At 76.4% G+C, this 19839-nt stretch carries 13 protein-coding genes; 11 read left to right on the top strand and 2 right to left on the bottom strand.

The genetic code is table 11. The features are described from left to right. Nucleotides 1–75 precede the first annotated feature (75 nt). From OH807_RS39675 to OH807_RS39630, 10 genes are all read left to right on the top strand, one after another. Nucleotides 76–1518, top strand: a complete 1443-nt coding sequence (locus tag OH807_RS39675; protein ID WP_406209860.1) for a BTAD domain-containing putative transcriptional regulator — start codon at nt 76–78, stop codon at nt 1516–1518. A 5-nt stretch (nt 1519–1523) separates the two neighbouring features. Beyond that, a complete protein-coding gene (locus OH807_RS39670; protein WP_406209857.1) occupies nt 1524–3905 on the top strand; it encodes a TOMM precursor leader peptide-binding protein in 2382 nt (793 codons plus the stop codon). Continuing rightward, nucleotides 3895–5919: a TOMM precursor leader peptide-binding protein gene (locus tag OH807_RS39665; protein ID WP_406209855.1), complete on the top strand. Its 2025-nt coding sequence runs from the start codon at nt 3895–3897 to the stop codon at nt 5917–5919. The genes OH807_RS39670 and OH807_RS39665 overlap by 11 nt, the downstream gene beginning before the upstream one ends. Before the next feature lie 139 nt (nt 5920–6058). Further along, nucleotides 6059–7792, top strand: coding sequence for a nitroreductase family protein (locus tag OH807_RS39660; protein ID WP_406209852.1), 1734 nt, complete (start codon nt 6059–6061; stop codon nt 7790–7792). A 16-nt stretch (nt 7793–7808) separates the two neighbouring features. Beyond that, the gene (locus OH807_RS39655) at nt 7809–10688 is read left to right on the top strand and encodes a lantibiotic dehydratase (protein ID WP_406209849.1); all 2880 of its coding nucleotides are present in this window, start codon (nt 7809–7811) and stop codon (nt 10686–10688) included. Continuing rightward, entirely contained in the window at nt 10681–11748 is a 1068-nt protein-coding gene (locus OH807_RS39650; protein WP_406209846.1) for a lantibiotic dehydratase C-terminal domain-containing protein, read from the top strand. Before OH807_RS39655 ends, OH807_RS39650 begins: the two co-directional genes overlap by 8 nt. Further along, on the top strand, nt 11745–13073 hold the full coding sequence (locus OH807_RS39645) for a peptidase M50 (RefSeq protein ID WP_406209844.1): 1329 nt from the start codon (nt 11745–11747) through the stop codon (nt 13071–13073). The genes OH807_RS39650 and OH807_RS39645 overlap by 4 nt, the downstream gene beginning before the upstream one ends. A 64-nt stretch (nt 13074–13137) precedes the next feature. Continuing rightward, a complete protein-coding gene (locus OH807_RS39640; protein WP_406209841.1) occupies nt 13138–14127 on the top strand; it encodes an ABC transporter ATP-binding protein in 990 nt (329 codons plus the stop codon). Continuing rightward, on the top strand, nt 14124–14876 hold the full coding sequence (locus OH807_RS39635) for an ABC transporter permease (protein ID WP_406209838.1): 753 nt from the start codon (nt 14124–14126) through the stop codon (nt 14874–14876). The genes OH807_RS39640 and OH807_RS39635 overlap by 4 nt, the downstream gene beginning before the upstream one ends. Further along, nucleotides 14873–16810 carry a TOMM precursor leader peptide-binding protein gene (locus OH807_RS39630; protein ID WP_406209835.1) on the top strand — a complete coding sequence of 646 codons (1938 nt, stop codon included), beginning with the start codon at nt 14873–14875 and terminating at the stop codon, nt 16808–16810. The genes OH807_RS39635 and OH807_RS39630 overlap by 4 nt, the downstream gene beginning before the upstream one ends. 137 nt (nt 16811–16947) lie before the next feature. Here OH807_RS39630 and OH807_RS39625 read toward each other — a convergent pair whose 3' ends face one another. After that, complete coding sequence (locus tag OH807_RS39625) at nt 16948–17136, bottom strand: thiazolylpeptide-type bacteriocin (protein WP_073926695.1); 189 nt, start codon at nt 17134–17136, stop codon at nt 16948–16950. A gap of 194 nt (nt 17137–17330) precedes the next feature. Between OH807_RS39625 and OH807_RS39620 the strand changes: the two genes are divergently transcribed. Beyond that, nucleotides 17331–18710, top strand: a complete 1380-nt coding sequence (locus OH807_RS39620) for an amidohydrolase (protein ID WP_406209830.1) — start codon at nt 17331–17333, stop codon at nt 18708–18710. Nucleotides 18711–18845: 135 nt separating this feature from the next. Here OH807_RS39620 and OH807_RS39615 read toward each other — a convergent pair whose 3' ends face one another. After that, entirely contained in the window at nt 18846–19799 is a 954-nt protein-coding gene (locus OH807_RS39615) for an ADP-ribosylglycohydrolase family protein (RefSeq protein ID WP_406209827.1), read from the bottom strand. Between the last annotated feature and the right edge of the window lie 40 nt (nt 19800–19839).

Raw genomic sequence — 19839 nt, 5'->3', positions numbered from 1 at the left:
CCACCCGACGGAACGGTCCGACCAGGGCCCGGACCGGATCTCTGCAGCGCACACGCAACGTGGGGGAGGGGAACCGTGGGGGACAGCGAGACGACTCCCGGGGCCGGCGAGGGGCCGGCGCCCGACGGGAGAACGCCCGGCCGAAGACCGCCGGCCCGGTTCACCGTCCTCGGACTGCTGGCCATCGCGGACAGCCACGAGACCGTCGTCCTCCAGCCCTCCAAACCCGCCGCCCTGCTGGCCGCCCTGCTCGTCCGGCCGAACAGCGTGGTGTCCGTGGACTCGCTCCAGCGGGTGATCTGGGGCGAGGAGACCCCCGCCACCGCGAAGGCCGCCCTGCAGACCTGCGTCCTGCGGCTGCGCAGGCTGTTCGGCAAGTACGGCATCTCCGGCAACACCATCGAGGCGGTGCCCGGCGGCTACCGGATGGCCGCCGACGCCGGCACTCTCGACCTGCTGGAGTACCGCTCCCTGCTCGGCCGGGCCGCCGCCGCGGAGGCCGACCCCGGCACCGAACTGGAGCTGCTCCGCGCGGCGCTCGCCCTCTGGCAGCTGCCCGTCCTGTCCAACGTCCACTCGGACGCGCTGCACCTGGACGAAGTCCCCCGGCTGACCGAGGAGTGGCTGCGCACCGCCGAGCGGGTCTTCGAGATCCAGCTCGCGCTCGGCCGATGTCGTGAGGCGCTGGCCGAGCTCCGGCCGGTGGCCCACTCGCACCCCCTGCACGAGCGCTTCTGGGAGCAGCTGATCGAGGCGCTGCACCGCACCGGCCGCCGCGCGGAGGCCCTCGCCGAGTACCGCAGGGTCGAGATGCAGCTGCGGTCGGAGCTCGGGGTCGGCCCCGGCCCGGCGCTGCGGGGCCTCGAAGCGGCCCTGCTGAGCGGCGAGCCCTGGCCGCCCGGGCGGTCCCCGGCCCCGTTCGCGGCACCGTCCGCGGCCGAGGCGCAGCGGCTCGGCCCGTCCGGAGCCCCGGCCGGCCGGACGCAGCCCGGTCCGCCGGACCCTACGGGCGTACTCGACCCGACGGACCCGACGGACCTGCTCGACCCGGCGGACCGACCGGACCGGCGGGCGCCCGGCGTCCCACGCTCCGGACTCGGGCCGGACGCCCCCGCGAGCGGCGAACTCGTCCTGGCGAGCCTGGTACGGGCCGGACTGCTGGAGGAATGGCCGCCCGGGCGCTACCGGGTGCACGAACTCCTGCGCACCTTCACCCGGGCCGCCTCGCACGGCCGCTCCCCCGCTGCCCCGGCCCACGGGCCGGACCGCTCCGACCCTCCGGACCGCTCCGACCCGCCGGAGCGTGCGGACCCTCCGGAGCGTACGGACCGGACCGATCGCCCGGAGCGTCCTCGGCGCCCGGAGCCCCCCGCTGTCGCCGGCCGACCCAACGACCGACCCAACGACCGACCCGCCGACCGTCCTGCCGGCCGACCCGTGGAGCGCGCCGCCGCCGCTCCCGGACCGGCCGATTCCCCGCGGCAGCCAGCCGCTCCGCTGCGTACGACAGAGGTGTGAGGCCCATGGCCGCGTACGAGGAGATCGCCGACACCCGCCCACGAGTCCGCCGGGACGTGCTGTTCACCCGGACACCGGAGGGCGTGCTGTTCCACAACGCCCACGGGGGCTTCAGCCTGACCACCAAGGAGGCGTACCGCTTCGCCTCGCTGATCGTGCCGCACCTGAACGGCCGCAACAGCGTGGCCGAGATCTGCCAGGGGCTGGACGACAGCCGGCGGAGCATGGTGGTGGAGCTGGTCCGGGCCCTCTACACGCGCGGGTTCGCCCGGGACGCCGGCCCGGCCGAAGCGCCCGGCGCGCCGGCCCCGGTAGCTGCGGTGGCCGCCCGGTTCGCCGCGCAGATCGACTACGTCGACCACTACGTGGGTGAGGCCGGGAGCCGGTTCCAGCGGTTCCGGGAGAGCCGGGTGGCGGTGCTGGGCGACGATCTGACGGCGCGCTGGTGCGTGCTGAGCCTGGTCCGCAACGGCTGCGCCACCGTGGGCGTGGCGGCGGGCGTCGACCGGCCGGGCAACGGGTTCGCGGAGGTCCGGACGGAGGTCGCGGCCCTGGTGGCCGAGGGCTGCCCGGTCTCGGTCACCCTGCTCGGCGGGCAGGCGGGGCAGGCGGGGCCGGCGGACGGGGGCCGGACGGGCGGCGGGGAGGCTGCGACCGGGCCGGAGCGGCACCGGTCCGGCCCGGGCCGGACCGGCTCGGGCTGGGCCGACCTGGAGGGCTTCGACCTGGTGGTGGTCACGGGCGGCCCGGCCGGCCTCCGGCAACTGGTCGGGCTGCTGGACGCCGGGATCCCGGCCGGAAAGCGGCTGCTGGGCGCCTGGACCATCGGCGACCGCGCCGTGGTCGGGCCGCTGATGACGGCGGACACCCGCGGCTGCTGGGCGTGCGCGGCGCTGCGGCTGGGCGCGAACACCGATCCGGACGCCGCCGCCGACCTGTGGAGCTCGGTCGGCCCGCTCGCGCCGCTCGACCCCGGCGGGCCCCGGATCGGCCGGCCGCTCGCCGCGATGCTCGGCAACCTGCTCGGGTACGAGGTGTTCCGTCTCACCACGGGAGCACTGCCCGCCGAGACCGACGGCCGGCTGATCGTCCAGGACCTGGACTCCCTGGACGTGGTGGCCGAGCCGCTGCTCCCCCACCCGCGCTGCCCGCGCTGCGGCGCGGCCGACCTGACAACCGTCACCGACCTCACAAGCGCCACCGACCTGACGGCCCTGTCCGACGAAACGGGCCTGTCCGCCGAAGCGGGACAGGCCGCCGACGGCGCCGCCGAGGAGGACGCCGCCCGGGCCGCGCTGGCCGAACTCGACGAGCGGGCCGTACTGGTCCGCCCGAACGCCGGGGTCTTCACCGCCTACGCGGACGACGGGTGGAACCAGACCCCGCTGAAGATCGGCACGGTGGCGCTCTCCGTCGGCCACGGCGCGCCCCGCGAGATCTCCGCCTTCGACGTGCACCATGTCGCGGGCGCGCGACTCCGCGCCCTGTACCGGGCGGCCGAGGTCTACGCCGAGCACGTGGTGCCGCCGGCCGGGCGGGTGGAGGCCGCCGAGGCCCTGGCCGGGGCGGCGCACCGGCCGCTGGTGGACCCGCGGTCGCTGGGCATCGGCGCGGGCACCGGGGCCGGCGCCGCCGACGTCCCGCTCTGGGCCGCGGCCACCTCGCTGCTGACCGGCGCTCAGGTGCTGGTACCCGCCGGCGCCCTGCGCACCTTCGGCCCCTACAACCGGGACCGGGCCTTCGAGGCGACCTGCGCCGGGACGGGTGCGGCCGGCACACCCGCCGCGGCGACGGCGCGCGGGCTGCTCTCCGCGCTGGCCCATGACGCCCTGCGCCGGACGCTGCGCGGCGCCCCGGCCGCCCGGGTCGACCCGGGCCTGTTCCAGGACGACCCCGAACTCGTCTTCCTGGCCCGCTCGGCGAAGAACCTGGGCCTGGAGCTGGAGCTGCTCGAACTCGGCTCCGGCCCCGAGCAGTTCGTCCCGGTGGTACTGGCCCGCGCCACCGACCCGGGCACCGGCCGGGACAGCTGGGCGATCGGCAGCGGACTGCGGCTTCGCGGCGCGGTGCTGGAGGCGGCCCGCGACCTGCTCGGCCGGGTACAGCTCGGCCGCGACACCGCGGGCCCGGCGGCGGGCCGCCCGGCCGCCGACCACCCCGACACCGGCGACCCGATGCTGCGCGAACTCGCCACCGCCACCCTGCCGGTGGGCACGGGCACGCCGAGCGACCCGGCTGCCGCCCGTACCCTGCCGGAGGTCACGGCCCGGCTCGGGGCCCTCGGCCGGGACGCGCTGGTGGCCCCGGTCGACGCCGCCGACCTGCGGGCCGGCCGGATCGCCGTCGCCCGGGTGCTGCTCACGGACGGGCCGACCGGTGCTCGGTGAAGTCCTCGCCCGCCCGGCCGCCTCGCCCGGACAGGCCGCGCGGACGGGGCACACCGGCCCGTGGGCGGAGGTCTGCGACGAGCTGGCCGCCCGGCTCACCCAGGCCCTGGCCGACCGGCTGCCGGGCCCGGCGCCCCGGGTGTCGGTGCTCGGCGTCCGGGACGAACTGGCCGTCGCGGCCGACGGGGACGCCCCGGCCACGCCGGTGCACCTGTACGGCCACCACGCGATCATCGGCCCCTACCCCGCGCCGGCACCCGCTGCCGGCGGGGCCGCCGTGAGCCGGGGGCCGGCGCCCTGCGCGCGTTGCCTGGCCCGGCGCTGGCAGGCCGTCCGCTCCGGCCCGCTGCGGGAGGCGCTGGAACTCGGCGGCGGCACCCGGGCGGCGGGCCGTCCGCCCTGGGCGGTGCCGTTCCTCGCCGACGCTCTCGCGGCCCTGGTCACCGCCCGGCGGGAGCGGGCCGCGACGGCCGCGGGCCCGGCGCCGCGGTTCCCCCTGGTCGACCTGCTGGACCTGGAGACCCTGCACGTCAGCGCCTTCCCGCTGGTGCCCGACGCCGAGTGCCCGCAGTGCGGACACCGCGCCGAGGACAGCGCGGACGGCGCCCGGATCGAGCTGCGCAGCCGGCCCAAGCACGCCGCCGGGGTCTTCCGGCTGCGCGGGGCCGACGCCTACGACCTGCCGCTGGAGGCCTTCGTCAACCCCGTCGCCGGGATGCTCGGGCCCTCGGTCGTACCGGACCTGGTCTCCGCGTCCACCTCCGCCACGGTCGGCTGCTTCACCATGCGCTCCGGCGACTACCTGCGCGAATGCTTCTGGGGCGGCCACACCGGCAGCTACCGGGCGAGCACCCGGGTCGGGCTGCTGGAGGGCCTGGAGCGGTTCGCCGGCATGCGCGCCCGCGGCCGGCGCACCACGGTGGTCGCCGCCTTCGACGACCTCGGCGGGCAGGCCCTCGACCCTCGCGACTGCGGCCTCTACTCCGAGGAGTTCCACCGCGCGGAGCCGGGCGTGCGGCCGTTCGCACCGGACCGCGCGATCCCCTGGGTCTGGGGGTGGTCGCTGCGCAACGGGCGTCCGCTGCTGGTACCGGAGATCCTCACCTACTACCACGCGCCCGGCGGGCTGGAGAACCGGTTCGTCCAGGAGAGCTCCAACGGCTGCGCCTCCGGGGGCTGCCTGGAGGAGGCGGTCTACTTCGGCCTGATGGAGGCCGTCGAACGGGACGCCTTCCTGCTCGCCTGGTACGGCCGGCTGGAGCTGCCCGAACTGGACGTCCGCGGCGCCGTCCGGCCCGACATCGCCGCCCTGGTCGACCGGCTGGAGATGTACGGCTACCGGGCCAGGTTCTTCGACACCCGGGCGACCTTCCCCGTCCCGGTGGTGACCGCCGTGGCCGAGCGGATCGACGGCGGCCTCGGGCGGCTCTGCTTCGGGGCGGGCGCGAGCCTCGACCCCGAGGCGGCGGTCTGGGCCGGCCTCTGCGAGATCGCCACCGACGCCGTCAACCTGCGCCGCCGCACCGCCCGTGAGGAGCGGCGACTGCGGGCGATGGCCGAGGACTTCGACCGGATCCAGGTGCTGCACGACCACCCGCTGGTCTACGGGCTGCCCGAAATGGCCCGGTACGCCGACTTCCTGCTGGCGCCGCGCCCGACCGGCGGCGGCCGGGGGCTCGCCGGACTCGACAGCCTGCGCCGGCCGGGCCCCGGCGGCCGGGCGGTGATCGAGCCCGGCGGCGACCTCCGGGACGACCTGCTGGCCTGCGTCGAGGCGGTCACCGGCGCCGGGTTCGATGTCGTCGTGGTCGACCAGACCATGCCCGAGCAGCGGGACCTCGGCCTGCACACCGCGAGCGTGCTGGTGCCCGGGCTGCTCCCGATCGACTTCGGCCGCAGCCGCCAACGGGCCCTGACCATGCCGCGGTTGCGCACCGGGCCACGCGAAGCCGGGTTGCTCACGCGGGACTTGCGCGCGGACGAGTTCAACCCGGCGCCGCACCCGTTCCCATGACCCGCCCGATCCGTGTACCGACCCGAGTACCGACCCGCGCGCCGGGCCGCGCGCCGGGCCCCGGACACCCCGTCCTCGACACCCCGTCCCCGACACCCCGTCCCCGACCGCTTCCGGCCGAGTTCCCGAAAGGACCGACATGGGCTACGCCCACGCGTACGCGAACGCGGTGATGCAGCGGGGCCGAGTCCCCATGGAGCCGGCGGACTTCGTGCCCGACTGGGCCGACCGCCCCAGGAAGGGCAAGTTCTACCCGCGGGCCGAGCACTTCCCGCTGCCCGACAGTGACGCGCCCGCCGGCGCGACCGTCCAGGACGGGCTGTTCGGACCGCCCGGGGACGGCGGGTTCACCCCGGCCCTGCTCGGCGGGATGCTCCAGGACTCCTACGGCCTGACGGGCCGCCGGCTGGCCGTCCACGCCAACTCGGACCTCGGCACCCTGCCGCTCTACACCCATGCCAACTGGTCGCGCGGCACCGCCTCCGGCGGCGGCCTCTACCCGATCGGCATCCACTGGGTCGCCGGGCCGAGCGGCCCGCTCACCCCCGGCGTCTACCACTACGCCACGCCGCACCACTCGATGCAGCGGCTGCTGGCCGGTGACGTCTCGGCGGAGGTCCGCGCCGCGCTCGGCGGCGGGGCGGACCGGGGGCCGGGTGCACCGCCCCACGACCAGGAGACCGATCAGTTCCTGGTACTCGGCGTGAAGTTCTGGCAGAACGCCTTCAAGTACAACAGCTTCGCCTACCACGTGGTCACCATGGACATCGGCGCCCTGCTGGGTACCTGGCGCCTGTGGGCCCGGGCCCGGGGCCTGGAGGTCCGGCCCGTGATGTGGTTCGACGAGGCGCGGATCGGGCAGCTGCTCGGGCTCTCCCCCGAGGAGGAGGGCGTGTTCGCGGTGGTCCCGCTCCGCTGGCAGCGCCCGGCGGCCGAGCCGGGCGAGCCGGGCGAGCCAGTGGCCGGCCCCGGCACCGGAGGCGCCACCGCCCCGGCACCCGCGCCCACCCCCGCCACGGCACCCGCACCCGCACCCGCACCCGCACCCGCACCCGGCCGAGCCGGCGGCGAGGCCCGGGTGCGGCTCAAGGAGCAGGAGAAGTCCCGACGGGTCCTCGGGTTCGAGACCGTCCGGCGGATCCACGCCGCGACCCTCACCGGCGCGGCCGACCGTCCGCCGGCCGACGCCCTGGCCCGGGCGCTGGACCGCCCGGCCGCCCCCGCCGCCCCGGCCGGTGGTGAGCCGGTACCCCTCCCCCGGCCCGACCGGCTGGCGCTCGGCGTGCGCGAGGCCCTGCGGGCCCGCCGCAGCAGCTTCGGCCGGTTCACCGCGACCGTCCCGGTCCGTGCCGGGGAGCTGGCGGCGGCACTCGCGGCCGCCGCGGCCGGCGGCGACCTCGGCAGCGACGCGCAGACCCCCGGCGGGCCGCCGCTCACCAGCCTGTACGTCTTCGTCAACCGGATCGAGGGCGTGCCCGCCGGGACGTACGCCTACGACGGCCCGACCGGCGCGCTGCGGCCGCTGAAGCCGGGCCCGCCGGGTGCCTTCCTGCAGGAGAACTACTTCCTCTCCAACTACAACCTGGAGCAGGCGGGCGCGGTGATCGTCCCGGCCGCACCCACCGCGGCCGTGCTGGACGCGGTCGGCGACCGGGGGCTGCGCCTGGTCAACGCCACCGTCGGGGCGATCTCGCAGGCCGTCTACACCGCCTGCGCAGCGCTCCACCTCGCCTGCGGCGTCGCGCTCGGCTTCGACTGCGTCTCGTACGCCGAGGAGCTCGGGCTCGACGGCCCCGGCGAGACACCACTGCTGATCATGATGATCGGCCACGAGCGGCCGCACCCGGCCGACTTCAGCCATGCGATCGCCTGAACCCGCGGAGGACCGCTTGAACGAGCATGCCCCGGCGGAGGACCGGCCGGACGGGCGCCCACCGGCGGACGAGCCCCGCGCAGCCGCCCTGAGCCCCCGGTTCGTGCTGCGCGCGGCCGGCCTGCCGATCGAGGCCGTGCACGGCCTGCGCGCCCCCGGGACCAGCCGGTGGGCGGACGAACTGCTCGGCGAGGAGGAGCGGTTGGCCGAGCTCGGGGCCCGGCTCAGCGAACCGCTGGCCGCGCTCGTCCGGGCCGCCCCCGACGAACGGTTGCGCCGCCGGGTGCTCGCCGTCCGCCGCGAGGTGTTCAACCACCGGCCGGCCCGGGACGTCGCCGACGTACTGGCCCTGGCCGGCCGCTCGGACGGCCCGGCCCACCGGCTGCTGGCCGACTGGCTGGACGCCCGCCACCGGCTGACCGGCCTTCAGGCCCGGGGCGAAGCCCTACTGGCGGCCGAACTGGGCAGCAGCCGGACCGAGTTGCGGCGGCTTGCCGGCCTCCCGACGCTCCGGCTCGGCCTGCTGCTGGCCTCCCCCGCACTGGACGGCAAGCTGGACGCCTTCATCGCCGGGCCGGCCACCGCCCCGGACAAGCGCGGCCGCAAGATGGAGCGCTCGCTGCTCTCCTACCTCTACCGCACGGCCTGCAAGACCAGCCCGTTCAGCACCCTCACCACCGTCTCCCCCGGCGTCTTCCAGCCGCCGCCGGGCGATCTCCCGGCCGATGACGCCGGTCGACTCCCGGCGATCCCCGACGTGTTGCTGGACGGCGGACCAACCGGCCACGTCCGGCTGAACGTGGTGGTCCTGAGCCGGTTGGCCGAGCTGGTCGCCGCCGACCCCGAGCGCCGCCGCGACCTGCCGCTCACCGTCGCCTCCGGCTGGGCGCTGGACGAGGACCGGGTCCGCTACGTCCGCCGGTCGGTGACGGCCGGGGACGACAGCGCCACCGTCAGCTTCGACGCCGCGCAGGACCGGCTGTTCTTCCTGCGGCTCAGCGGCGCCCTGGAGCAGGTACTGGACCTGCTGCGGACCGGGCCGCTGCTCCGGTACCGGGAGCTGACCGCCCTGCTGGCCGCCGAGACCGGCGCCAGCCCGGACGAGGCCGAGCAGTACCTGACCGCACTGCTGGACCTCGGCATCCTCCAACTCCCCTGGCTGGCCACCGATGTGCACAGTCGCGACCCACTCCGGTCGTTCCAGCGGGCACTGCGCGGCCTGGACCGCCCCTGGGCCGGTGCCCTGGCCGACCGGCTGGACGGGCCGGCCGACTGCCTGGCGGGCTACCCGGCCGCCGACACCGCCGGACGCCGCTCCCTGCTGGCCGGGCTGCGCCGCGATCTGCTGGACGTGCAGCGCGCGTTGGGCGCACCGGAGCCCTCGCTGCCGCAGACCCTGCTGTACGAGGACGTGACCGGCCCGCCGGTGGCGGCGGACGCGGCCCCGTGGGCGCGGCTGGCCGCCGGACCGCTGGAGTCGCTGACCCGGATCCTGCCGCTCTTCGACGTGGCCCTCGCCCAACGCCTCACCCTGAAGGGCTTCTTCCTGGTGCGGTACGGCCGGGGCGGCCGCTGCGAGGACCTGCTCAAACTGGTGCACGACTTCCACGAGGACATCTTCACCCAGTACCTGCAGTTCACCTCGCAGCGCCCGGCCGCCGGCCCGGACGGCGCCCACCCGCCCGAGGAGAACTGGCTGGGGATGCCGGAGATCACCGCTCTCGACCGCGCCCGGAGCGAACTCACCGCCCGGATGGCCGCGTTGTGGGAGGGGCGGGCGGCCGGGGCCGAGGAGCTCGAACTGGACGACGCCACGGTGGCGGCGGTGGCCGCCGAGCTCGCACCGCTCCCCCGGGGGTTCGAACCGTACAGCCACTTCCTCCAGTTGGCCCGGCGCGACGGGCGCCCGCTGGTGGTGCTCAACAACTCCTACGGCGGCCTCTGCTTCCCGTTCACCCGCTTCACCCACTGCTTCGACCCGGCCGAGGACACCGGGCCGGAGCCGGTCGGACCTCCCGGCACGGCCGGCGAGGCAGCGGAGGACGGGCTGGTCGCCGGGCTGCGCGGGACGCTGCGCGGGACGCTGCGCGGCCTGCAGCCTCCCGGCGCGGTCTTCGCCGAGGTCACCGCCGGCGCCGCCACCACCAATCTCAACCTGCACGCCCGGCTGACGGACTTCGAGATCGTCTGCCCCGGCGAGACCAGCACCGCCCCCGCCGCCGCCCGGATCCAGCTCGACGACCTGTACGTCGAGCACGACCCGGCGGCGGACCGGCTGGTGCTGCGCTCGCGCCGCCTGCGGCAGGAGGTGGTGCCGCTCTACCTGGGCTACCTCGTCCCGATGGTGCTGCCGGAGATCCCCCGCACCCTGCTGCTGTTCTCCCCCACCTCGCGGGTCACCCCGGACGCCTGGCGCGGGGTGCCGGCCGGCCCGGCGGACGACGGGGTGACCCACCGCCCGCGCCTGCGGCACGGCAGCCTCGTCCTGCACCGGCGGTCCTGGAGCGCCGGCCCGGGGGCGCTGCCCGAGCCGCGGCCGGGCGAGGGCGAGGCGGCCCGCTACCTGGCCTGGCAGCGGTGGCGGCGCCGGCACGGGCTGCCCGCCCAGCTGTTCGCCAGGGTCCGCCCGGAGCCCGGGCCCGGGGGTGCCACCGGCTGGCAGGGCGCCACCAAGCCCCAGTACGTCGACTTCGACAGCCCGTTGTCGCTGACGGCCCTGGACGCCCTGCTCGCGGCCGGCCCGGCCCGGGTGGTGCTGGAGGAGATGCTGCCCGGCGAGCAGGCCCTGCACGTCCGCTCCCCGCTCGGCCGGCACGTCGCCGAGCTGGCCGTGGAGATCGTCCCCCGCGCGGCCGCCGCCGCGCCCGAGCAGCAGGGAGCGCACGGCCGTGACTGACCCCACCACGCCGGACACCGACCCCGGGCCCGCCCCCGGCGACTGGCTGGCCTTCCACGTGTTCTACGCCGCGAGCCCGCGCCCGCTGCTGCTGGAGTGCGTCCGCCCGCTGACCGAGGAACTGGCCCGCGACGGCCTGCTGGCCGGCTGGTTCTTCATCAACTACTGGCTGGAGGGCCCGCACCTGCGGCTGCGGCTGCGCCCCGCCTCCCCCGCCGCGACCGAGGAGGTACGGGCGCGCGCCGAGCGGGCGATCGCCGGATTCCTGCGCCGTCGGCCGGCGTTGTACGAGGTCAAGGGCGGCTTCCTGGCCGAGCTGTACAACACCCTGTTCGAGCTGGAGTACCCGGAGGAGGAGCGCGGGCGGCTGCTCGGCGCGGACGGCCGGATGCGGCTGCGGCCCAACAACACCTTCAGCGCCGAGCCGTACGAGCCGGAGTACGGCAAGTACGGCGGTCCGGCCGGGATCGCGCTCGCCGAACGGCACTTCCAGCGGTCCAGCGAGCTGGTGGTCGAGGCGGCCCGCACGATGAACGTGCACCTGCGCACGGTGGTCCTCGGGCTCTCCGCCCAGCTGATGATGACCATGTCCGGCTGCTTCCTGTCCGGTGACGAGGCCCTGCTGTCCTTCCTGGACCGCTACCACGCCTTCTGGAACGGTGCGTTCGCCGGCACCAACTACACCGCGCGGGACGGGTACGACCGCGCCTACGAGGCGATGGACGCCACCCTGCCGCAGCGCTTCCGGGTGATCCGGGAGGCCGTCGCGGCCGGAGAGCCGCAGCGGCTGCCGAGCGTCCTGCGCGGCTGGGCCGAGCACTGCCTGGAGCTGCGCGAGCAGGTGCTGGACCTCACCCGGCGCGGCGACCTCGTCTTCCGCTCCTGGGACGGCACCCGGGACCTCCCGGTCGGCGATCCGGCCGAGTCGCTCCCGATGCTGCTCTCGCCCTACCTGCACATGACCAACAACCGGCTGTCGGTGACCGTCCGGGACGAGGCCTACCTCAGCTACGTCCTCGGCCGCGCGCTGCGCGAGCCGCACCCGGCGGCGGCGCCGTGAGCGACCGGGACCTGCTCCTCCTGAGACCGCGGATCAAGCCGGGGGTGCGGATCAGCGGCGCCCTGCGGCGCGGCACCGGCACGATCCACCTGATCCGCGACCCGGACGGCGAACGGCGGCTGGAGGTCGGGGTGAAGGAGTACTTCATCATCGTCCGGCTCGACGGCACCCGGTCGCTGGACGAGATCGGCCAGGAGTACGCGCGGCAGTTCCGGCTGCGCCTGGGCGGTGCCCAGTGGCAGCAGATGCTGGGCCTGCTGTACGGGCGCGGGCTGCTCGCCGGCCACACCCCCGCCGCCGCCCCCGCACGGTCCGCCCCGCCCCCGTCCTCGTCCCCGTCCGCACGCTCCGCCTCGCCCCCGCCCGTCAGCTTCGCCTCTCCCCCGCCCACGCCCCCGCCCGTCCGCGGGCCCGGGCGCCGTTCGACGCTGCTCACCGGCAGCGTCCGGCTGGTCGCCGACCCGCCGGCCCTGCTCGACCGGCTCCACCGCGCCACCGGATTCGTCCGCCGCCCGCTCTTCCTGCTCCCCCTGGCGGTGCTGGTCCTGGCCCTGCTCGCCGGCATCGCCGCCCGGCTCGGGCAACTCGTCGACGAAACCGCCCGGCTCACCCACCAGCCGGTGGCCCTGGCGGCCGTCGGCGCGGTGCTCTGGGTGAGCCTCGCCCTGCACGAGCTGGCGCACGGTCTGGCCGGGCGGGCCTTCGGGGCCCGGACCACCGAGATCGGCCTGCGCCGGTGGCTGCTGATGACGTACCTTTACTGCGAGATGGAGGACGTCCGGTTCCTCCCCCGCCGCCGGCAGCAGGTCGCCACGGCGGGCGCGGGGGCGCTGATGAACCTGGCCCTGCTGCTGCCGTGCTACCCGGTCTGGGCGCTGCTCCCGGAGCGGGCCCAGGCCCGGCCGTTCCTGGCCGGCCTGCTGCTGTTCGGCACCGTGATGGCGCTCGCCAATCTGCTGCCGCTGCCGCCACTGGACGGGTACAAGATCCTCGGGTACGCCCTGGGCCACGTCCAACTCGCCACCGACAGCCGGACGTTCGCCACCCTGTTGGCGCGCGCGGCCGTCCGGCGCGGCAAACCGGGGGCGCTCGCCGGGTACTCCGGCCGGCTGCGGCTGGTGCTCGGCGGCTACGCGCTGGTCTGCGCCGGGCTGGCCGCCCTGGCCCTGGCCGCCACCGGACCGCTCTGCCGTTACCTGCTGCCGGCCCGCTACGCCGGCCCGGCCGGCTGGGCGCCCCTGCTGGTGGCCGGCGTCGCCCTGGCGCTGTGGGCGGTGGGCCTGCTGGCCCGGGCCGCCCGCCGCCGGCGCGGGGGTGCACCGTGACCGACCGCCCCGGGCCGCCGCCCCCGCCCCGCCGCCCCTGCCCGTCAACGATGGAGCACCCAGCATGAGTTCAGCGCGCAGCACACCGGACGCCGGCGATGCCGCCACGCCCGCACCCACGCCCGCATCCGCATCCGCATCCGAGTCCGCCCACGCCCCCGCCGTCCTGATCAACGGGGTGAGCAAGTCGTACGGCCGGGTACGGGCGCTGGACAACGTCTCACTGACGGTCCGTCAGGGGGAGTTCTTCGGCATCCTCGGCCCCAACGGCGCCGGCAAGAGCACCCTGGTGGAGATCATGGTGGGGATGCGCCGGCCGGACGCGGGCACGGTGACCGTCCTCGGCGGCAGCCCCTGGCCGCGGGACACCGCACTGCTGCGCCGGATCGGCGTGCAGACCCAGTCCTCGGCCTTCTTCACCCGGCTGACCGCCGGTGAGCACCTGGCGACCGTCGCCGCGCTCTACGGCCTCGACCGGGCGGCCGCCGGGCGGGCCCTGGAGCAGGTCGACCTGGCCGACCGCGCCCGGACCAGGGTCGACGACCTGTCGGGCGGGCAGCGCCAGCGCCTGGCGCTGGCCACCGCGCTGATCCACCGCCCCGACCTGATCTTCCTGGACGAGCCCACCGCGGCGCTCGACCCCCAGGCCCGGCGCTCGCTCTGGGAGGTGCTCCGCTCGCTGCGCGGCGAGGGCCGCACGATCGTCTGCACCACCCACCACCTGGACGAGGCCGAGGCGTTGTGCGACCGGGTGGCGATCGTCGCGCGCGGCGCCCTGCTGGCGCTGGACAGCCCCGGCAGCCTGGTCAGGTCGCTGGGCGCCCCGGCCCGGCTGCTCGTCCCCGCGGACCGGCTCTCGGTCGCGCAGGCCGAGCGCCTCGACGGGGTGGACCGGGTCACCGTGGAGGGCGGTGAGGTGGTGATCGAGACCAGGGCCGCCAACCGGGTGCTGGTGGCGGTGGGCGACCTCGTCGGCATCGAGACGGTCCAGACCCGGACCGCGACCCTGGAGGACGCCTACCTCCGGCTGACCGGATCGGAGCAGCACTCATGAGCGCCTACGCGGCGATGACCAGGGCCACCTACCTGGCCTACGTCCGGGACCGCACCTCGGTCTTCTTCACCTTCGCCTTCCCGCTGATGTTCCTGGTCGTCTTCGGGCTGCTGTTCCGCGGGCAGACGGTCAACGGCGGTCTGGCGTACATCAATTACATCGCGCCGGGCGTGCTCGCCTGGGGCATCGGCAACGCGGCGCTGTTCGGCGTCGCGTTCACCCTCATGCACTGGCGCCGGGACGACCTGCTGCGGCTGGTCTGGCGGACCCCGACACCGCTGCCCACGGTGCTCGCCTCCCGCTACGCGGTGGCGCTGGGCACCGGGCTGGTCCAGGCCGTGCTGTTCACCGCGGTGGCGCTGCTGCCGGTGTTCGGCCTGCACCTCGCCGGCTCCTGGCCGGCGGCGATCCCGGTGCTCCTGCTCGGCGTCACCGCCTTCGTCGCGATCGGCCTGGTGGTGGGCGGCCTGGCGAACACCCCGGAGGCGGTGGCGGCGATCGCCAACTGCGTGATGGTGCCGATGGCCTTCCTCTCCGGCGCGTTCTACCCCATCGACCTGATGCCGGGCTGGCTGCAGGCCTTCTCCCGGGTACTGCCGCTGCGCTGGTTCGTCGACGGGGTGACCGACGCCCTCGCCGGGCGCGGCGGCCTGCTCGGGCCGGCGGCGGACTGCCTCGCCCTGGCGGTCTTCGCCGGGCTGTTCGCCCTGCTGGCCGCCCGGACCTTCCGTTGGAGCAACCGGACATGACCGCTGACGCCCTGCCCCTGGAGGCCGCCCGCTCGGGGCTGGCCCGCGCCCTGGCCGCCCGGGCCGCCGCCGCCGGGCTGCCCGCCCCCGAGGTCGCCGCGCTCGGCAACCGGGACGCCCTGGGGCCGGAGCCGGCCGCCTCGGCCCGGCCGCGCTCGGCCGCCACCGTCCACCTGACCTCGTCCGCCGTGCTGGTCGGCCCGTGGGGCGGCGCACCGGACTCCCCCGCCGCCTGCGGCAGTTGCCTGGCGATGCGGTGGCAGCGGCTGCGCAGCCGGACCGAACGCGAGGCCCTGGAGACGGGGCTCGGCAGCACGGCGGTGGACCCTGGCTGGCCCCGGCCGACCTCGTGGGTGACGGACGCCGTGTGGTCGCTCTGCCTGCTGGTGCTGGGGCCCGGCGCGCCGCCCTCGGACCTCCCCCGGGTGAGCCGGCTGGACCTGGAGACCCTCCGGGTGACGACGGTGCCGCTGCTCGCCGAGCCGCTCTGCCCGGTCTGCGCGACGGCCTGCGAGGCGGACGGTGAGGCAGTCGGCGAGACGGACGGCGAAGGCCCGGTGCTGCCGCTGCTGCCACGGCCGAAGCCCGGCCCGGACGCGTACCGGCTGCGCCCGCCCGGCTCCTACGCGCTGCCCGCCGAGGCGCTGGCGAACCCGGTCTGCGGGGTGCTCGGCGCGGGCACCTGGCCGGACGTCACCTCGCCGACCACGGCGCCGGTGGCGGGCAGCGTCTTCATGCGCGGGTACGCCGGGCTGACCGACGTCACCTGGAGCGGGCAGGCCAACTCGTTCCGCGCCAGCCGCGACCTGGCCTTCCTGGAGGGCCTGGAGCGCTACGCCGGGACGCACCGGCGGCGCACCGGCGCGATGCTCGTCGACTCGTACCGCAACCTGGCCGGCGAGGCCCTGGACCCGCGCGACTGCGGCCTGTACGCGCCGCGGACCTACCGCGAGGACCCGATGGTGAGCCCCTTCGACCCGGAGCGCCCGATCCCCTGGGTGCGCGGGTACTCGCTGCGGGACGCGCGCCCGGTGCTCGTCCCGGCCCGGCTCTGCTACTACAGCGCGGGGCTGGCGGCCGACAACTTCGTCTTCGAGTGCTCCAACGGCTGCGCGATCGGCAGCTGTCTGGAGGAGGCGGTGCTGTTCGGGCTGCTGGAACTGATCGAGCGGGACGCCTTCCTGCTCGGCTGGTACGGCGGCGCCCGGCTGACCGAGATCGACCTGGACTCCTGCGGCGGGGGTGCGCTGCGGGCGATGGTCGACCGGGCGGCCCTCCAGGGGTACGAGGTGCACGCCTTCGACAACCGGGTGGACCTCACGGTGCCGGTGGTGACCGGCCTCGCGGTGCGCCGGGACGGCGGGCCGGGGACGCTGGCCTTCGCGGCCGGCGCCGGGTTCGACCCCGGGCAGGCGGTGGAGTCCGCACTCTCCGAGATCCTCACCTACCTGCCGCACCTGCCCGGCCAGGTCCGCGAGCGGCCCGACGAACTCGCCTCGATGGCCGAGGACTTCGGTCTGGTCCGCCGGCTGCCGGACCACGCCGCGCTGTTCGGCCTGCCGCAGATGGCACGGTACGCCGACAGCTACCTGGAGCCCCCGGCCGTACGGTCGCTGGACGAGGTGTACGAGGGCTGGGAGAAGGTCCGGCCGCGCTCCCCGGACCTGCTGGACGACCTGCTGTTCTGCCGGGACGAGCTCGTCCGGGCCGGCTTCGACGTGATCGTGGTCGACCAGACCTCGCCGGAGCAGCGGCGGCTCGGACTGCGGACGGTGTGCACGATCGTCCCTGGGCTGCTGCCGATCGACTTCGGCTGGTCGCGCCAGCGCGCGCTGGGGATGCCGCGGCTGCGGACCGCGCTGCGGCGCGGCGGCCTGCGGGAGTCGGACCTGACCGACGGCGACCTGCGGCTGGTGCCGCACCCCTTCCCGTGAGCGGCCCGCGGACGGCGACGGGCCTGCGGACGGCGACCGGCGCGCGGGCCGGACGGCCGGGCAGGCCCGGGAGAGCTGCGCCGGGGACGCCGCCGGCCCCCTCGCTGCCGAGGAGGCCGGCGGCCCTACCACAGGGGTCAGGCGGTGCAGCTGGTGGTGCTGGTGGTGCTGGAGCAGGTGCTGGTGGAGGAGCAGCTGGTCGAGGAGCCCAGCATGACCTCGCTGGCGTCCGAGTAGTCGCTGATCTCGAAGGTCTCCGACTCCAGGTTCAGGATCTCCTGCGCGAGGGAGGCCAGGTTGGTGTCGGGGGTGGTGTTCGCCGCCATGAGAGCTCCTTCAGGACGCTGGGGACAGCCCGGCCGCATCGGCCGGACCGGACGGAACCCGGCCACTCGTACGGCCCGCCCCGCCACACCGCCCTTTGTACGGGAGGCCACTGGCAGACCCGGCCGCCGTCCGCTGTCACCTCACTGACACCGCAGGCCGGCGCCCTGACCGAGCGCGGCCGAGGGGCCGGCCGATGACCGGACCGACGCTCGGACCGGCCCCCGGCCCGGACGGGCCGACCACCCGCGCCGCCGAGTTCTACCTGACGCTGCACCGGGATCCGGAGCTGTCCGGGCAGGAGGAGCGCACCGCCGCCCGGCTGACGGCCCGGCTGGGCGCCGCCGGCTACCGGGTGGAGACCGGCATCGGCGGCCACGGGGTGGCCGGCGTGCTGCACAACGGCCCGGGCCCGGTGCTGATGCTGCGCGCCGAACTCGACGCGCTCCCGGTCGAGGAGCGGACCGGCCTGCCGTACGCCAGCACCGCGCGCGCCCGGACCGCCGGGGGCGAGGACGCCCCGGTGATGCACGCCTGCGGCCACGACGCCCATCTGGCCTGCCTGGCAGGGGCGGCCGACACGCTGGCCGGCGCGCGGGAGCGCTGGCGCGGCACGCTGCTGGTGGTGGGCCAGCCCGCCGAGGAGACCCTGCGCGGCGCACGGGCGATGCTCGCGGACGGCCTCTACCGCCGCTTCGGGCCGCCGTCGATGGTGCTCGCGCAGCACACCGCGCCGCTGCCGGCCGGGATGGTCGCGCACGGCGGCGGCCCGGTGACGGCGGGCAGCGTCACCCTGGAGGTGGTCGTGCACGGCCGCGGCGGGCACGCCGCCGCGCCGCACCTGGCGGTCGACCCGCTGCTGGCGGCGGCCGCGATCGTGCTGCGGCTGCAGGCCGTGGTGTCGCAGGAGTGCGGCCCCGCCGAGCAGGTGGTGCTCACCGTCGGGTCGCTGCGCGCGGGCGGCCCGGCCAACCTCGTCCCGGACCGGGCGACCCTGGGGGTGACCGTCCGGGCGTTGTCGGCGGCCGTCCTGGAGCGGGTGGTGGGCGCCGTACGGCGGATCGTCCGGGCCGAGGCGGAGGCCTCCCGCTGCCCGGTGCCGCCGACGGTGGAGGTGGTCGCCGAATCCGGCGTGAACCTCCCCGATCCGGAGCTGACGGCCACGGTCCGCGCCGCCCACCGGAGCGCCTTCGGCGCGCACCGGGTGGCCGACTGGCCGCCGTCCATGGCCACCGAGGACTTCCCGCTGTTCGGCCCGGCCGGCGCCGCACTGCACGGGGTGACGGACGTTCGGACGGCGTACTGGATGCTGGGGTCGGTCGGCCCCGCGCAGTGGGCGGCCGCGCCGGGGGCGACCGCCGCCGAGAAGCTGGCGGCGCTGCCCGCGAACCACTCCCCGGAGTTCCGTCCGCATCCCGGCCTGACCCTGCGGACCGGGATCGCCGCGCTGGTCACGGCGGTGACCGCGCTACTGCCGCCGGACGGCACGGCGGACGGGCCGGCCGATGGGGCGTCCGGACGTCCGGGGGCGATCCCACCCGGTCGATCCGGGAACGACTCCGCGAAGGCACGGTGAGCACCTCCAGGACTTCCCGGCCGGCATGAGCGGATCGCGCACGGCCGTGGCGGAGCAGGCCGGCGCACGGAGCCTGCCCCGGCCCGTCCCTGCCGCACGGGCGGGAGCGGGACAGGGGCGGGAACGGGCAGGCGCTCAGGCGACGAGGCGGTGGGCGAGGTCGAGGAGTTCGGGGAGCCGGAGCACCCGGCCGCCGGACCCGGGCAGCGGCACGTGCAACGGCGCCGTCCAGCGGACCGGGATCGCGCCCGGCCCGTAGACGGCCCCGGCGAGACCGCCGGTCACCGCGGCGACGGTGTCCGTGTCGCCGCCGAGGTCGATCGCGGCGCGGACGGCCTCCTCGTAGCTCCCGGTGCTGCGCAGCGCCCAGACTGCCGACCCCAGACACGGCCAGACCGCCCCGTTGGCCTCGGTGGCCCGGTCGGGGTGCCAGTCGGGAGCGAGCACGACGGCGTACCGCTCCCGGTGTTCCCGGTCCACCTGGTCCAGGACGTCCGGGAGCCCCACGAGGGGGTCCGCGCCGTGGAGGGCGAGGCGCACCAGTTCGTGGAAGACGGCGGTGCCCTCCCAGGCGGCGCGGTCGCCGTGGGTGAGGGCGGCGATCCGGCGGGCCGCGGCCATGGTCGCCTGCCGGCCGGCCCGGGCGAAGTGGACCGCCGCCGTGGACGCCCGCATGAGGGAGCCGTTGCCGGCTGCCCGCAGAGTGGTCTGGAAGTGGATGGCGGCGGCCAAGTCCCACGGCATGCCGTTGGTGAGCACGTCCTCGGTCTGGATGCCGATGTCCTTGGGCTCCGACGCGGCCCACCGCTGGAAGCGGGCGAAGACGTCCGGCAGGTCCAGCCCGCCGCGGTCCAGGAGGGACTCCGCGACCAGGACAGCCATCTGCGTGTCGTCCGTCGCCTCGCCCGGGTCCCAGCCGCCCCCACCGCACATCTCGCCGCCCGCAGCGCCGACCGCGCCACCGCCATTGCCCCCGGCGGGGAACCGGGCGGAGAACGCCCCGGCGGGGCCGAATTCGAACGGGGCTCCGAGGGCGTCGCCGACCGCCGAGCCGACGACGACGCCGGCCGCGCGCTGTGTCCAGTCCATCGCGCCAGGCTATCCAGCCCCGTTCGGGCGGCTCCGGCCC

This window comes from Kitasatospora sp. NBC_01560, from assembly GCF_045208415.1.
Classification (GTDB): domain Bacteria; phylum Actinomycetota; class Actinomycetes; order Streptomycetales; family Streptomycetaceae; genus Kitasatospora.
The sequence above is the reverse complement of the archived record's forward strand: the minus strand, read 5'-3'. Positions and strand labels throughout refer to the sequence as shown.

Coding starts and splice junctions, on each gene's coding strand:
- OH807_RS39615 (WP_406209827.1), bottom strand. CDS start 19,799: ATGGACTGGACACAGCGCGCGGCCGGCGTCGTCGTCGGCTCGGCGGTC.
- OH807_RS39620 (WP_406209830.1), top strand. CDS start 17,331: ATGACCGGACCGACGCTCGGACCGGCCCCCGGCCCGGACGGGCCGACC.
- OH807_RS39625 (WP_073926695.1), bottom strand. CDS start 17,136: ATGGCGGCGAACACCACCCCCGACACCAACCTGGCCTCCCTCGCGCAG.
- OH807_RS39660 (WP_406209852.1), top strand. CDS start 6,059: ATGGGCTACGCCCACGCGTACGCGAACGCGGTGATGCAGCGGGGCCGA.
- OH807_RS39635 (WP_406209838.1), top strand. CDS start 14,124: ATGAGCGCCTACGCGGCGATGACCAGGGCCACCTACCTGGCCTACGTC.
- OH807_RS39630 (WP_406209835.1), top strand. CDS start 14,873: ATGACCGCTGACGCCCTGCCCCTGGAGGCCGCCCGCTCGGGGCTGGCC.
- OH807_RS39640 (WP_406209841.1), top strand. CDS start 13,138: ATGAGTTCAGCGCGCAGCACACCGGACGCCGGCGATGCCGCCACGCCC.
- OH807_RS39670 (WP_406209857.1), top strand. CDS start 1,524: ATGGCCGCGTACGAGGAGATCGCCGACACCCGCCCACGAGTCCGCCGG.